Source organism: Roseinatronobacter ekhonensis, from assembly GCF_900499075.1.
GTDB lineage: Bacteria > Pseudomonadota > Alphaproteobacteria > Rhodobacterales > Rhodobacteraceae > Roseinatronobacter > Roseinatronobacter ekhonensis.
The window spans coordinates 35,173-48,814 of the sequence record NZ_UIHC01000015.1 but is presented as its reverse complement, the minus strand read 5'-3'; the positions used below and the strand labels follow the sequence as shown (position 1 = coordinate 48,814).

The 13,642-nt window shown below is 61.5% G+C and carries 12 protein-coding genes; 8 read left to right on the top strand and 4 right to left on the bottom strand.

The genetic code is table 11. The annotated features are described in order from the left end of the window. Positions 1–53 precede the first annotated feature (53 nt). The 3 genes from trpS to ROE7235_RS09170 all read left to right on the top strand — a co-directional run bounded on the left by trpS (position 54) and on the right by ROE7235_RS09170 (position 2,833). Entirely contained in the window at positions 54–1,109 is a 1,056-nt protein-coding gene (gene trpS / locus ROE7235_RS09180) for a tryptophan--tRNA ligase (protein ID WP_121094863.1), read from the top strand. Then, positions 1,106–2,125: a hypothetical protein gene (locus ROE7235_RS09175; protein ID WP_121094861.1), complete on the top strand. Its 1,020-nt coding sequence runs from the start codon at positions 1,106–1,108 to the stop codon at positions 2,123–2,125. Before trpS ends, ROE7235_RS09175 begins: the two co-directional genes overlap by 4 nt. A gap of 111 nt (positions 2,126–2,236) precedes the next feature. Beyond that, positions 2,237–2,833, top strand: a complete 597-nt coding sequence (locus ROE7235_RS09170) for a L,D-transpeptidase (RefSeq protein ID WP_121094933.1) — start codon at positions 2,237–2,239, stop codon at positions 2,831–2,833. Between the two features lie 66 nt (positions 2,834–2,899). Here the strand turns inward: ROE7235_RS09170 and recO are convergent, their stop codons facing one another. From recO to ROE7235_RS09150, 4 genes are read right to left on the bottom strand one after another with little or no spacing between them, the layout of a single operon-like run. Beyond that, positions 2,900–3,610, bottom strand: coding sequence for a DNA repair protein RecO (gene recO, locus ROE7235_RS09165; protein WP_121094859.1), 711 nt, complete (start codon positions 3,608–3,610; stop codon positions 2,900–2,902). Between the two features lie 39 nt (positions 3,611–3,649). After that, positions 3,650–4,597, bottom strand: a complete 948-nt coding sequence (locus ROE7235_RS09160; protein WP_121094857.1) for a glucokinase — start codon at positions 4,595–4,597, stop codon at positions 3,650–3,652. A gap of 27 nt (positions 4,598–4,624) precedes the next feature. After that, complete coding sequence (locus tag ROE7235_RS09155) at positions 4,625–5,950, bottom strand: GH1 family beta-glucosidase (protein ID WP_121094855.1); 1,326 nt, start codon at positions 5,948–5,950, stop codon at positions 4,625–4,627. Continuing rightward, the gene (locus ROE7235_RS09150; RefSeq protein ID WP_121094853.1) at positions 5,947–6,978 is read right to left on the bottom strand and encodes a substrate-binding domain-containing protein; all 1,032 of its coding nucleotides are present in this window, start codon (positions 6,976–6,978) and stop codon (positions 5,947–5,949) included. Before ROE7235_RS09150 ends, ROE7235_RS09155 begins: the two co-directional genes overlap by 4 nt. Before the next feature lie 274 nt (positions 6,979–7,252). Between ROE7235_RS09150 and ROE7235_RS09145 the strand changes: the two genes are divergently transcribed. From ROE7235_RS09145 to ROE7235_RS09125, 5 genes are all read left to right on the top strand, one after another. Next, a complete protein-coding gene (locus ROE7235_RS09145) occupies positions 7,253–8,605 on the top strand; it encodes an ABC transporter substrate-binding protein (protein ID WP_121094931.1) in 1,353 nt (450 codons plus the stop codon). 108 nt (positions 8,606–8,713) lie between these two features. Next, a complete protein-coding gene (locus ROE7235_RS09140; protein ID WP_121094929.1) occupies positions 8,714–9,691 on the top strand; it encodes a carbohydrate ABC transporter permease in 978 nt (325 codons plus the stop codon). 23 nt (positions 9,692–9,714) lie between these two features. Next, positions 9,715–10,866, top strand: a complete 1,152-nt coding sequence (locus ROE7235_RS09135; protein WP_121094851.1) for a carbohydrate ABC transporter permease — start codon at positions 9,715–9,717, stop codon at positions 10,864–10,866. 25 nt (positions 10,867–10,891) lie between these two features. Continuing rightward, on the top strand, positions 10,892–12,529 hold the full coding sequence (locus ROE7235_RS09130) for an alpha-glucosidase (RefSeq protein WP_183073441.1): 1,638 nt from the start codon (positions 10,892–10,894) through the stop codon (positions 12,527–12,529). 19 nt (positions 12,530–12,548) lie between these two features. Then, positions 12,549–13,640 carry an ABC transporter ATP-binding protein gene (locus tag ROE7235_RS09125; RefSeq protein ID WP_121094848.1) on the top strand — a complete coding sequence of 364 codons (1,092 nt, stop codon included), beginning with the start codon at positions 12,549–12,551 and terminating at the stop codon, positions 13,638–13,640. Positions 13,641–13,642 lie beyond the last annotated feature (2 nt).

Genomic DNA, 13,642 nt, shown 5'->3' with positions numbered 1-13,642 from the left:
TCCTCAAGGCTAAGCGATTGCCAACAGCTTTTCCAGCATGGAGCGCGCCCCCAATGTCTGACACGGCCCCAGTGAGTGCCCAGAAATTTGCCCCGCGGGTCTTCTCTGGGATCCAGCCCTCGGGCGGACTGACGCTTGGCAACTACCTTGGCGCGCTGAAACGCTTCGTGCAGGCGCAAGACGCGGGCACCGAGACCATCTATTGTATGGTCGATATGCATGCGATCACCGTCTGGCAAGACCCCGCCAAGCTGCGCCGCGCCACGCGCGAATTGGCCGCAGGGTTCATTGCATCGGGCATTGACCCCGTACGCTCTATCCTGTTCAACCAGTCCCAAGTGCCCGCCCATGCCGAATTGGCGTGGATTTTCAATTGCGTGGCCCGCATGGGCTGGCTGAAGCGCATGACCCAGTTCAAGGACAAGGCGGGCAAAAACGCGGAAAATGCGAGCGTGGGTCTGTTCGCCTATCCGACGCTGATGGCGGCCGACATTATGGCCTATCACGCCACCCATGTGCCGGTGGGCGAGGACCAGAAACAGCATCTGGAGCTGACGCGCGACATTGCCGCCAAGTTCAACCATGATTTCGGGGTCGAGTTTTTCCCGATTGTGGAGCCGGTGATCGAAGGCGCGGCCACGCGTGTCATGTCCCTGCGCGATGGCACCAAGAAAATGTCGAAATCCGACCCGTCGGATATGAGCCGCATCAACTTGACGGATGACGCCGACACCATCGCGCAAAAGCTGCGTAAGGCGCGCACAGATCCCGAAGCCCTGCCATCGGACCTGGACGGGCTGGCGGAACGGCCAGAGGCGCGCAATCTGGTCAACATATACGCCGCTTTGGCCGATATCACCCCCGACGCGGTTCTGGCGCAATATGGCGGTCAGGGCTTTGGCGCGTTCAAGCCCGCGCTGGCCGATCTTGCGGTCGACAAGCTGTCGCCAATCAGCGCGGAAATGACCCGCCTGATGCAGGATGTGGCAGAGATTGACCGCATTTTGGGCGATGGGGCCGCGCGCGCGCATGCCATCGCGCAACCGATTCTGGAGCAATGCTACGATATTGTCGGTCTGATCCGCACGCGGCCAAGCGGCATGACATGATTTGGCTGCGCCGCCTGCTGGGTGCGCTTGCCCTCGCCTTGGCGGTGGCAAGCGGCTGGCAGGCGGTCGCGCTCTGGCGCGGTGGCGGTTGGTGGGTCGAGCGCGCTGAAGATACGTTGCAACAGGTCTACACCACCGCGATTGCCCGTGCCGCCACGCCCGCGCGGGTCGCCGAATTGCTGGACATGCGGCTGTCTGAAACCCCGCGCAACTGGCATGTGATCGACGCGCTCTTGGCCGAAAGCGCCGTCCTGCCACCGGATCTGCAAACCCGTGTCGACGCAGCCCGCGATGAGGATTTCAGCCTTTGGTCCTACACCACCGCGTGCAGCCGTTGTGCCTATGACTTGTCGCAATGCACCCTTGGTCCCGATCTGGCCTGCGGTCTGGGGATAAACCTGACATTCGCGGGCGATCTACTGGTGCTGGGCCGTGAAGGGCTGGCACTGGGGCAGGGCGCGGATGTGGACGGACTGGACGTGACGCTGGCCTTTATCGGCCTTGGCGCGACGGCGTTGGTCGTGGCCACAGGGGGCACATCCTACACCGTCAAGGCAGGTGCGGGGCTGATGCGGGTCGCGCACCGGATGGGGCGGCTGGCCCCCGACCTGCGCCGGGTCTACACACGCGCGTTTCGCAACGGTGTCGATTGGGGGGCGCTGGCGAAAGGGGCACCGCTGGCACGGGCCACCCGCGCCGAAGCGCTTGGCCCCGCGCTGCGCCTGACCGATGATCTGGGCGTGATGCGGGCGCGTGCGGGCACGCGCGGCACGCTCCACCTGCTGGGCGCGGCAGACACGCTGCCAGAGGCGCGTGCCTTGGCCCGCACAGCGCGCGCTATCGGCCCGCGCAGCACCGCGGCGCTGGAAGTGCTGGGCAAATCACGGCTGATTCGACTTGGCCTGCGCCTGTCGGACGAGGTGCTGGCCTTGCTCGCCAGCGCGGGCGCCGCGCTTTCCGCCTTGGGCGGGTTGGTCGCCGGACGGGTGCTGCGCCTATTGCGGCGCATGATATAGCCATGCGCGATGCAGCCGCGCCACAGACCCGTCTTCCGCACGAGGTCGTGACTTGCTATTATCCTGCCACAAAGGGCATTTCGGCTGCAAATGCATGGAAAGGACTATGGCATGACGGATAAACTCTCGCGCCGCGCGCTATTGGGGTCGGGGGCTGTTGCGCTGGGCGCAGTCGCGGCTCCTGCTGTTCTGCGCGCGCAAACTTTGCCGGAATACGAGGGCGAACAGAATATTCGCACCGCCCCGCGCAATGTGATGGGGTTCCGCAACCACCACTGGAAGGATCATTTCAAATCGCTGCGCAAAGGCGCGATCCTGTGCGACACCTACTCGCGGGCGCTGCACTACTGGTCAGAGGATGAAAGCGTCTACCTTGTGCACCCGTGTTCGGTGCCGATGTCGGAAGAGTTCACACGCCGGGGCTATTCGGAAATCACCCTCAAGCGGTTTGAACCGACATGGATCCCCACGCCGTCAATGCGTGAGCGTGATCCCTCGCTGCCGGTGCGTGTTGAAGGGGCTGACCCGCGCAATCCGCTCGGGTCGCGCGCCATGAACCTAAGCTGGCAGTATTACCGTATCCACGGCATCGACAATCCCGCCAAGATCGGGCGGCGTGCGTCAAACGGCTGTTTCGGTATGCTGAATCCGCATGCTGAAAACCTGTATGAACTGGTGCAGGTCGGCACACAAGTGCGCGTCGTCTGAGCGCATTCACGCTAAACCAAAAACCCCGGCCCGCAATGGCCGGGGTTTTTTAATGCCGGTGTGGTCTCAAGCCACTGCGCGGACCAGCCGTGCGCGGGCTTCTGGCAAAGGCTTGTCCATCGCGCGCGCCAACCAGTCGGTCAGGAAATGGCCGCTGAGCGCCAGCGCCGCGCGCAAGTCATCGGCATCCAGCGTGCCGCCAATTTTCAGGCCGTTGGGCAAGGGCAACAGGCGCGCGGCATAGTCGCCCGCACCTTCGGGTGTGACCGCGCGGCCCGTGCGCGGGCTGACATAGGCCAGCCCCTCGGTCGCGCCTGTCACCGCGCATTGGCCAAGGTCCAGCCCGTAGCCGGTTTCCTCCAGCAAGGTCAGTTCCCACAACGCGTAGTCGTGCAGCCAGCCGTGCTGGCCCAGACGGTCCAGCAACGCAAGGGTATGGCGGTAAAGCTCTGGGTAGGGCTGGCGCTCTGGCAAGGCGTAGCGGGTCAGTGCGCAAACCGCACCCAACCCCAACAGCGCCAGCCGGTCTGCCAGCAGCGGACCCGCCCGGCCGCGCAACGGCTCTATGGTGAACGCGCCCAACTGGCTGTCAAGCCGCGCGCGCCATGTTGCATCAAGTTGCGCGCCCGGTTGCAACAGCGGCGCCATCTTGCGCGAGGCACCCCCGCGCAACGCGCCCGCATAGCGCCCGTGCAGCCCGCTGAACACGTCGATCAGCGCGGTCCCTTCGCCCAAGGGGCGGGTTGTCAGAAGGATTGCCTCGTCACGCCATTCCATGCGCTAGCGTTCGCGCAAAGGGCCCTATTCGGCAAGGGGTCATGCGGCCAAATACGCCGCACAGCCGGTAAGGGCTGCGAAATCATCCTCGACCAGCGCCACGGGGAATTGCGCCACAAGGTCGGAAAACCGACCCATATCGGTAAAGGCCGCGTCATACCCGAACCGCGCCATCCAAGGCGTGAAGGCGCGCGCAACGCCACCGATATAGTAAATGCCGCCAAAGGGCAGCGTGGTCAGCGCCAGATCTGCGGTGTATTGCGCCAGAATGCGGACATAGTGGCGGCCTGTGCGGGTGGCGAGCGCATCGCCCTCGGCCAGTGCCGCCATAATCGCGCCTGCGTCGCGGGCTTGCGCGCCGCCCGTCTGCTCGGCGTGGTAGGCAAACAACCGCTCCAGCCCGGCACCGGCCAGCACATCCTCGACAGAGGCAAAGCCGCGCCGTGCTGTCAGCCAGCGGGCAAGGTGCCGGTCCTCGTCTGTTTGCTGTGGCAGATGGATATGACCCGCTTCAGCAGGCGGCACGATATGCCCCGCGCCCGCCGGATAGACGGGTGCCGCATTGACGCCTGTGCCAAGCCCGATCACCAGTCGCGTGCCGCCCCCGGCGTGCCCCTCGCGGATCATGCGCAGGTGGTCGGCGCCCAGATGGTGCAGGGCATGACCTTGGGCTTGCAGGTCGTTCAGAAGGGCGACGCTGCGAATGCCGGTCATGCGCTGCAGCGCGCTTGCTTCCATGCTCCAGCCGAGGTTGGTCATGGCAGCTGTCTCGCCGCGCACGGGACCGGCCAAGGCAATGGCGGCGCGCGCGGGCAGGCTGCGGTGTTTCGACAGGTATTCCGCCAGCACCGTTTCCAACCCCGAATGCTCTGCGTTGCGGAAGCGCTCGGTTGTGCCCGCTATGATCGCGGTGCCGCGCGCCAGCGCCACGCGCGTGTTGGTGCCCCCGACATCGGCCACCAGAACCGCTGAATCCTTGTCTGCCATGACCAATCCTTGGGTTGCGCGCCCGCGCTATGTTCGCGCTAACGCCTGTTGCAACGCCTGATAAGACGCTTTGGGGCGGCGTTGCAAGCTTTCGAAATCAACATGCACCAGCCCGAAGCGTTTTTCATAGCCAAGGGACCACTCGTAATTGTCCAGAAGCGACCAGATGATGTAGCCCTTCAGGTTCGCCCCTTTGGCCATCGCGTCGCGCGCCGCATCCAGATGCGCGTTCAGATAGGCGATGCGCGCATCGTCCGGTTGGTCGGGGCTGTCAGGGTTCGCCATGCCGTTTTCTGTAACGTATAGGGGCAGATTTCCCGCATATTCGCCCACGAAATGTAGAAAATGTGCAAGTCCGTCGGGGCAAATTTCCCATCCCATCTGGGTTTTGGGCAGTGCGCCCACATGCTCTGACAGGTGCGGCCACGCCGCGGCCCCGTCATGCGCGATGCGCTTGCAGGTGTAGTAGTTCAGCCCCAGCCAATCGAGCGGCTGGCGGATTGCGGCCATATCCTCCTGCCAGCCCTTTGGCATATGCGGTTCCAAACCTTCCAGCACATCGGCGGGGTATTGGCCCTTGAACATGCCGCCAAGGAACCAGCGGTTATAGATGCCGTCATACAGCTTTGCAGAGGCGCGGTCAGCGTCGCTGTCGGTCAGCGGCAGAGCATACTCGAAATTGCACACCGCGCCCAGATTGCTCATGCCAAGCCCGCGCATCACCTGCGTGGCGCGTCCATGCGCCAACCCGATATGATGCATGGCACGGGCAGTGGCGCGAATGTCGCGCAGGCCGGGGGCGTGCGCACCCATGAAATGCGACAGCCAGCCCACGCACCACGGCTCGTTTATCGGCGCGGCGGACCAGATGCGGTCGCCGATTCGGCGGCACAGGATGTCGGTATAGTCGGCGAACCAGTCCGCCACGTCGCGATTGCGCCAGCCGCCCAGATCCGCCAGCGCAGAGGGCAATTCCCAGTGATAGAGCGTCAGCGCCGGTTTGATCCCGCGTTCCAGCATGCCGTCGACCAATCGGTCGTAATAGTCCAGCCCTTCGGTGTTTACCGCCCCGCGCCCATCGGGCAGCACCCGCGCCCAAGACGCGGAAAAGCGGTAAATGTCGAACCCGGCGGCGGCGATCAGGTCAAGGTCTTCTTCCCAACGATGGTAGTGGTCGCAGGCCCGCTGCCCGTGTTCGGCGCGCACCACGTTGCCGGGGGTAGCGGCGAAATCGTCCCAATGCGTGCGCCCCGCCCCGCCAAACCCGTGCCCTTCGATCTGATAGGCAGAGGTGGCGACGCCGAATTGGAAATCTTGGGGAAAATCGGCGCGGCGATGGATGAAATCTGTCATAGGCGGTTGCGTCCTGTGCTGTCACCCAGCACCAGCCGGGTCTCCATTAAGTGGTTTATCGGCCCCAGATCCGGGTCATTGACGAGGGCTAGCAGCATTTCCGCCGCTTTGCGCCCCGCGTCACGCACTGAGGAACATGTGGCGGTAAATTGTGGCACGTCCAGCCCGTTGGGCATGTAGGACAGGTCGTCATCATGGGTGATGACCGACACATCGCGCCCCGGTTGCAATCCGACCTCTGTCAGGGCACGGCGCAGGCCATAGGCCACGATCATAGAGGATGCAAGCATTGCGGTCGGCGGATCGGGCAGGCGCAAAAGCTCTCGGCCGGCCTGATGGCCGTAGGGCTCTGTCATCTCGGCGGTGCGCATCAGTGCGCGATCGGGGGCGATCCCGGCAGCCTCAAGCGCGTCCAGATAGCCGGTGCGGCGGCGCATGGCAAAATCCATCCCTTCTAACCCGTTCACAAGAGCAATGCGGGTATGCCCCAGATCCAGCAGGAATTCGGTCGCACGGCGAAACGAACGCCGGTTGTTTATGTCGAGCCACGAATAGGGCGTGTTCACACCCGAACTGCGCCCGTGAACCATGAAAGGAAGGCCCAGATCGTGCAGCAGCCCGATGCGGTCGTCGTGCAGGCGTGGCCCGTGAACCATAAGCCCGTCAACCGTGCCGCGCGCCACAAGATTGCGGTAAGCGGCCTCTTCCTCGGCATCGGGCACCACGCTCAGGACCATGTCATAGCCTGCACGGGAATACGCCTCTCCGGCACCGGCGATGAAATCGGCAAAGATCGGGTTCACGATCTCGTGGCTGGTCGAGATTGGGATGACATGACCAACCGCACGCGACTGCCCGGTCGCAAGGCTTTTGGCGCGGGTATTGGGGTGGTAGTTGGCCGCGCGTGCGGCATCGGCCACCCGCTGGCGGGTCTTGATATTCACTTCCGGATAACCGTTCAACGCCCGGCTGACCGTGGTTGGCGACAACCCCAGCGACGCGGCCAATTCCTTCAGTGTGACGCCCATGATTTGTTCAAACCGTGTTGAAATGCGCGAGAGAAGCTAATCCGAAACGATCTGAGATGAAAAGATAAATCTACAACTTGACAAATGCTGCACCTGCGAAATCATTGTAAAAACAAGGGTTTTCGGTATTTTCTTGATTGACAGAGAAGACTGGATGCGCAAGGGTTTTCGCGTCCAAAGCGGTTTGGAAAGATTGATTCCAAACTGCTGGGATGCTGGTCAGCACTTGATGAATAATTGTGCACAACACACCGTCAACCTTGGGAGGATGACAATGAAATCCAGACTTTACGCAGGCGTTGCCGCGATTGCGCTCGTCGCATCGGGGGCTGCGGCGCAAGACCTGATGTTCGCGCCGGGCGAAGGCGCGTTCTCTTGGGACAGCTATAATGCGATGGCCGATGCGACCGATTTGTCGGGCGAGACCGTCACGATCACCGGCCCCTGGACCGGCAACGAAGCCGAGAAGGTTAATGCCGTGTTCGACTATTTCGAGCAGGCAACCGGCGCGACTGTGAACTACTCGGGCTCTGACAGCTTCGAGCAGGATATCGTGATCGCCACGCAAGCGGGCAGTGCGCCCAACCTGGCCGTCTTCCCGCAGCCCGGTCTGGCAGCCGATATGGCCGCGCAAGGCCTGCTGACGCCGCTGCCCGAGGGCACCGCTGAATTTGTGGCGGAAAACTACGCCGCAGGGCAAAGCTGGGTCGACCTTGGCACCTATGCAGATGCCGATGGCAACGACCAGTTGTATGGCCTGTTCTACCGTGTCGACCTGAAATCGCTGGTCTGGTATTCGCCGGACGCGTTCGCGGAAATGGGCTATGACATTCCGCAGTCGATGGAAGAGTTGAAGACGCTGACCCAGCAGATCGTTGATGATGGTGGCACGCCGTGGTGCATCGGTCTGGGGTCTGGTGCCGCAACCGGCTGGCCCGCGACCGACTGGGTGGAAGACATGATGCTGCGCACCCAGCCGCCTGCCGTCTACGACGAGTGGGTGTCGAACGAGCGTCCGTTCAACGATCCCGCCGTTATTGGCGCGATTGACGAATTCGGCTGGTTCGCCCGCAACGATGCCTATGTTGATGGCGGGGCCGAAGCAGTTGCCACGACCGATTTCCGTGACAGCCCTGCGGGCATGTTCGAGATTCCACCGGCATGCTACATGCACCGTCAGGCGTCGTTCATCCCGGCATTCTTCCCAGAGGGGACCGAAGTTGGCCGCGACGTGGACTTCTTCTACTTCCCGGCGTTTGAAGAGGCCGATCTGGGCCGCCCGGTTCTGGGCGCAGGCACGTTGTTTGCGATCACCGACCCGTCGGACGCAACCAATGCGATGCTGGAATTCCTGAAACTGCCCATCGCGCATGAGCTGTGGATGGCGCAAGGTGGCTTCCTGACCGCACATGGCGGCGTGAACCTTGAGACCTATGCAAGCGATTCCGAGCGCGCACAGGGCCAGATTCTGGCCGATGCGACCACGTTCCGCTTTGACGCATCGGACCTGATGCCGGGCGAAATCGGTGCAGGTGCGTTCTGGACCGGCATGGTTGATTATGTCACCGGCGCAAGCGCCGAAGACGTGACACAGACCATCCAGGACCGTTGGGACACGCTGCAATAAGCGACCCCTGACAAAACCCCCTCGCCGCGCGCGGCGAGGGGGCATCCATTCCAAGCCAGACACATGATCGCCGACCGCGTCCGTGTGGCGCATGAAGGGAGCACAGCCATGTCACCAGTATTACAGGGCCTATTGACCATCATCATCGGTGTCGGTGGCTGCGTCGGGTATTTTTACGCATCGAACATCATCCTCGACAAGGTGATCTTTCCAGCCCGAGGGCCGCAGGCAGGCCGGAACATAAACCGCGCCAACAAGGTGCGCCCGTGGTTGTTTCTGTTTCCGGCCATGTTCGCGTTGGGCCTGTATCTGGTCTACCCGGTTGTAGGGTCTTTCTACCGCTCGCTTTTTGACCGCTTGGGTAATAATTTCATAGGGTTAGACAACTATATCAACCTATTCGCGGAAGAGGCGTTCCGCACAGCCGTGTTCAACAACCTGCTATGGGTGTTGGTCGTGCCAGCCATGGCCACGTTTCTGGGCCTGCTGGTCGCGCAGCTGACCGACCGTCTGGTCTGGGGCAATTTTGCCAAATCGTTGATCTTCATGCCGATGGCGATTTCCTTTGTCGGTGCGTCGCTGATCTGGAAATTCGTCTACTCCGCCAATCCCGATATCGGGATCATCAATTCCATTCGCGACTCTATGGGGCTGGAAGCGCTGGACCCGCTACAGGTGCCGTTCTGGAACAATTTCTTCCTGATGTTCATCCTTGTCTGGATTCAGACAGGGTTTGCCATGGTCATCTTGTCAGCCGCGCTGCGCGGCATTCCAGAGGAAACCATAGAAGCCGCGATCATCGACGGCGCGAACCCGTTTCAGGTGTTTTTCCAGATCAAGGTGCCGCAGATCATGGGCACAATCGTCGTGGTCTGGACCACGATCACAATTCTGGTGCTGAAAGTGTTCGACATTGTCTACACCATGACCGGCGGCAATTTCGATACCGACATCCTGCCCAGCTACATGATGTCCTTCATGTTCCGCGATGACGGGCGCGCGACCGCCGTTGCTTTTGTCATCATGCTGCTGGTGTTGCCGGTGATGATCTGGAACATCCGCCAGGCACGCAAGGAAATGCGCTGAACGGCGCGAGGGAGGGTTAACCAATGGACAATATCGCAGGGCAGAACCAAGGCGGGAAGATCGCGGTCAACATCACCGTTATCATCCTTGTGCTGCTATGGCTGTTGCCGACCATCGGGCTGTTCGTGTCATCCTTTCGTGAGCGGGATCAGATCTCGAATTCCGGCTGGTGGCAGGCGCCATTTTCGGTCGACCTGAATTTCCGCGCACGGGTTGCGGCGGATGGCGCACGCCAGGAAGGCACGCAATATGTGCTGGAAGGCAACTTGTTCGATGACCCCGAAATCGCAGAGGCATTTCCAGAGGATAATGGCTCTGTCTCGGCCTTTGGCACACGTGCCGTGGCCCCGGATGAGTTTACCCCCGGCACCGCAACCGAATTGCGAAGCGGTGGCACGCTGACCGTGCAGGCGGACGGGTCATTCCGTCTGGAAAGTGCTGAACCGATAGACCGTGGCCCGACAATATACCTCGCGGCGGAGACGCCCCCGCGATTTACCTTGTTGAATTACGACACCGTGCTGAATGCCAATGGCATGGACCGCGCGTTCATCAACACGCTGACCGTGACCATCCCGGCCACGATTATCCCCATCCTGATCGCGGCTTTTGCAGCCTATGCGCTGGCGTGGATGGATTTTCCGGGCCGCGGGGTGCTGATCGCGGCCGTGGTGGGGCTGTTGGTGGTGCCGTTGCAACTGGCGTTGGTGCCGCTGTTGAAATTACACACCGATATCGGCATCGGCCAAAGTTTCTTGGGGATATGGTTGGCGCATACCGGCTTCGGCTTACCCTTGGCGGTGTATTTGTTACGCAACTATATGGTCGGCCTTCCGCGCGATATTATCGAGGGCGCGAAGGTCGATGGCGCAACCGATTTCCAGATCTTTACCAAGATCATCTTGCCGCTCAGTTTTCCGGCACTTGCCTCTTTCGCGATCTTTCAGTTCCTGTGGACATGGAATGACCTGCTTGTGGCCAAAGTTTTCTTGCCATCGGGCGCGGAATCTCAGGTCATGACCGTGAAGATCGCCGACGACCTGCTGGGGTCGCGGGGGGGAGATTGGGGCATATTGGCCACGGCGGCCTTTGTCTCGATTGCGGTGCCGCTGATCGTCTTCTTCACAATGCAACGCTACCTTGTGCGCGGCCTGTTGGCCGGCTCGGTCAAGTAAGGAATATAACGTGACGGTTTCTGCAATGTTGCAGCCCGAACAAGGGCTGGAACTGACCCCCGACTGGTGGCGCGGTGCGGTGATCTATCAGATCTACCCCCGCAGCTTCCAAGACAGCAACGGCGACGGTATCGGCGATTTGTGCGGTATCGTGCAACGCCTGCCTTATATCGCCAGCCTTGGCGTGGATGCGATCTGGATCAGCCCGTTCTTCACCTCTCCGATGAAGGATTTCGGCTATGACGTGTCCGACTATTGCGATGTGGACCCGATGTTCGGCACCTTGGCCGATTTCGACGCCATCATCGCCACCGCGCATGGGCTGGGCATAAAGGTTCTGATTGACCTTGTGCTGTCGCACAGTTCGGACCAGCACCCTTGGTTTACCGAAAGCCGGTCGTCGCGCGACAATCCGCGCGCAAACTGGTATGTCTGGTCGGACCCGAAACCGGATGGCACGCCGCCCAACAACTGGCTGTCCATTTTTGGCGGCTCTGCATGGGCGTGGGATGCGACGCGGTGTCAGTATTACCTGCACAACTTCCTGTCGTCACAGCCTGACCTGAACTTTCATGAACCCGCCGTGCAGCAGGAATTGCTGGAAGTGGCGCGTTTCTGGCTGGAGCGCGGGGTCAACGGCTTCCGGTTGGACACGATCAATTTCTATGTGCATGACTGGCAGTTGCGCGACAACCCGCCCCTGCCGCCAGAGCAGCGCAACGCCAATATCGCGCCCGCCGTGAACCCCTACAACCACCAAGAACATCTCTACGACAAGAACCAGCCCGAGAACCTGGAGTTCCTGCGCCGGTTCCGTGCGCTTCTCGACACCTACGGCGCCGCCGCGGTGGGAGAGGTCGGGGACGCGCAAAAGGGGCTCGAGATTCTGGGCGAATACACATCCGGCAACGACAAGGTGCAGATGTGCTACGCGTTCGAGTTTCTGGCCGCAGAGCCGCCCTCTGCCGCCCGCTTCGCTGCCGTGTTGCGCCATCTGGATTATGTCGCCCCCGAGGGCTGGGCCTGTTGGGCATTCTCCAACCATGATGTCATGCGCCATCTTAGCCGTTGGGACATGTCGTCCGCCGCTGTGCGTGTCTATGCCACGCTGATGATGTGCCTGCGCGGCTCTGCCTGCATGTATCAGGGCGAAGAGCTGGGCCTGCCTGAAGCGGAACTTGTGTTCGAGGATCTGCGCGATCCCTACGGCATTCAGTTCTGGCCCGAGTACAAAGGCCGCGACGGGTGCCGCACGCCCATGGTCTGGGAAAAGGCCACCCTGAACGGGGGCTTTTCAACCGATGTCCCGTGGCTGCCCGTGGCACGCGAACATATCGGGCTGTCGGTCGATGCGCAGGAACGCGCGCCTGACGCGCTGCTGCATCATTACCGCCGGGCGATCGCGTTGCGCCACTCCCACCGCGCCCTGTCGCGCGGAGAGATGCGCGACCTGCATGTGTCGGGCGATACGCTGTCCTTCATCCGCGAGGAGGCGGGTGAAACCATGTTCTGCGCCTTCAACCTCAGCCATGAGCCGGCAACGCTCTACTTGCCGCAAGGCAACTGGATCACGGTGGGGCAAGAGCTGAACAGTTCCGGCGCCGGAGAGGACGGGCTGGTGCATCTGGGACCGTGGCAGCCCTGTTTGCTGCTGAAACGATAAAACGAGGGGGGAGGAACCCATGGCCGATCTGAAACTGAGCGATGTCGAAAAGGCCTATGGCGAGGTCAAGGTGCTGTCGGATGTCAACCTCGACATCAAGCAAGGCGAGTTGGTTGTCTTTGTCGGGCCTTCGGGCTGCGGCAAATCCACGCTTTTGCGCATGATCGCAGGGCTGGAAAAGATCACCGGTGGTACACTCGAAATTGACGGCATGGTCGTCAACGACATCCCGCCGGCGCAGCGTGGCATTGCCATGGTGTTCCAGTCCTATGCGCTTTACCCGCACATGACCGTGCGCGACAACATGGCTTTCGCGCTCAAAATCGCCAAGAAATCAAAGTCCGAGATTGACGAGGCCGTCAACCGGGCCGCCGAAATTCTGCAACTTGGTCCCTATCTGGACCGTCTGCCCAAAGCTCTGTCGGGCGGGCAGCGGCAGCGGGTTGCGATCGGGCGCTCGATCGTGCGCGACCCGAAAGTATATCTGTTCGACGAACCGCTTTCGAACCTTGATGCGGCGTTGCGTGTCGCCACGCGGATCGAGATTGCCAAGCTGAAGGAATCGATGCCAAACTCGACCATGGTCTATGTGACCCATGACCAGGTCGAGGCGATGACACTGGCCAGCCGGATTGTGGTTCTGGCAGGGGGCGGTATTGCCCAAGTCGGCACGCCGTTGGAACTGTATGAGCGACCGAATGGCGAATTCGTCGCGCAGTTCATCGGCTCTCCTGCGATGAACCTGCTGTCGGGCGAAGTGGTGGAAACCGGCGCGCAAACCCGCGTCAAGCTGGATGGGGGCGGTGTGGCCACAGCCAATATCCCGACAACGGATGCGGATATGGGGCTAAAGGTCAATCTGGGCGCGCGCCCCGAGGACCTGATCGCAAGCGACGATGACGATTACCTGTATCAGGGTGAGGTCGATCTGATCGAAGCCCTTGGCGAATTGACCGTGCTGTATTTCAAGCCCGACGCACCGGGCGCGGACCCGGTTCTGGCCAAGCTGGCGGGCACCCATGCAGAACTGCGTGGCAAGACCGTCAAGCTGAAAGCAGATCCTGCGCGGCTGCATCTGTTCCACAACAAGGTGTCGCTGCTCTATCGCTGAAC

Excerpts from the sequence above, each read along its gene's own strand:
- recO (WP_121094859.1), bottom strand. The coding sequence starts at position 3,610 with ATGGAATGGCGTGACGAGGCAATCCTTCTGACAACCCGCCCCTTGGGC.
- ROE7235_RS09170 (WP_121094933.1), top strand. The coding sequence starts at position 2,237 with ATGACGGATAAACTCTCGCGCCGCGCGCTATTGGGGTCGGGGGCTGTT.
- ROE7235_RS09145 (WP_121094931.1), top strand. The coding sequence starts at position 7,253 with ATGAAATCCAGACTTTACGCAGGCGTTGCCGCGATTGCGCTCGTCGCA.
- trpS (WP_121094863.1), top strand. The coding sequence starts at position 54 with ATGTCTGACACGGCCCCAGTGAGTGCCCAGAAATTTGCCCCGCGGGTC.
- ROE7235_RS09125 (WP_121094848.1), top strand. The coding sequence starts at position 12,549 with ATGGCCGATCTGAAACTGAGCGATGTCGAAAAGGCCTATGGCGAGGTC.
- ROE7235_RS09155 (WP_121094855.1), bottom strand. The coding sequence starts at position 5,950 with ATGACAGATTTCATCCATCGCCGCGCCGATTTTCCCCAAGATTTCCAA.
- ROE7235_RS09175 (WP_121094861.1), top strand. The coding sequence starts at position 1,106 with ATGATTTGGCTGCGCCGCCTGCTGGGTGCGCTTGCCCTCGCCTTGGCG.
- ROE7235_RS09135 (WP_121094851.1), top strand. The coding sequence starts at position 9,715 with ATGGACAATATCGCAGGGCAGAACCAAGGCGGGAAGATCGCGGTCAAC.
- ROE7235_RS09160 (WP_121094857.1), bottom strand. The coding sequence starts at position 4,597 with ATGGCAGACAAGGATTCAGCGGTTCTGGTGGCCGATGTCGGGGGCACC.
- ROE7235_RS09150 (WP_121094853.1), bottom strand. The coding sequence starts at position 6,978 with ATGGGCGTCACACTGAAGGAATTGGCCGCGTCGCTGGGGTTGTCGCCA.
- ROE7235_RS09140 (WP_121094929.1), top strand. The coding sequence starts at position 8,714 with ATGTCACCAGTATTACAGGGCCTATTGACCATCATCATCGGTGTCGGT.
- ROE7235_RS09130 (WP_183073441.1), top strand. The coding sequence starts at position 10,892 with ATGTTGCAGCCCGAACAAGGGCTGGAACTGACCCCCGACTGGTGGCGC.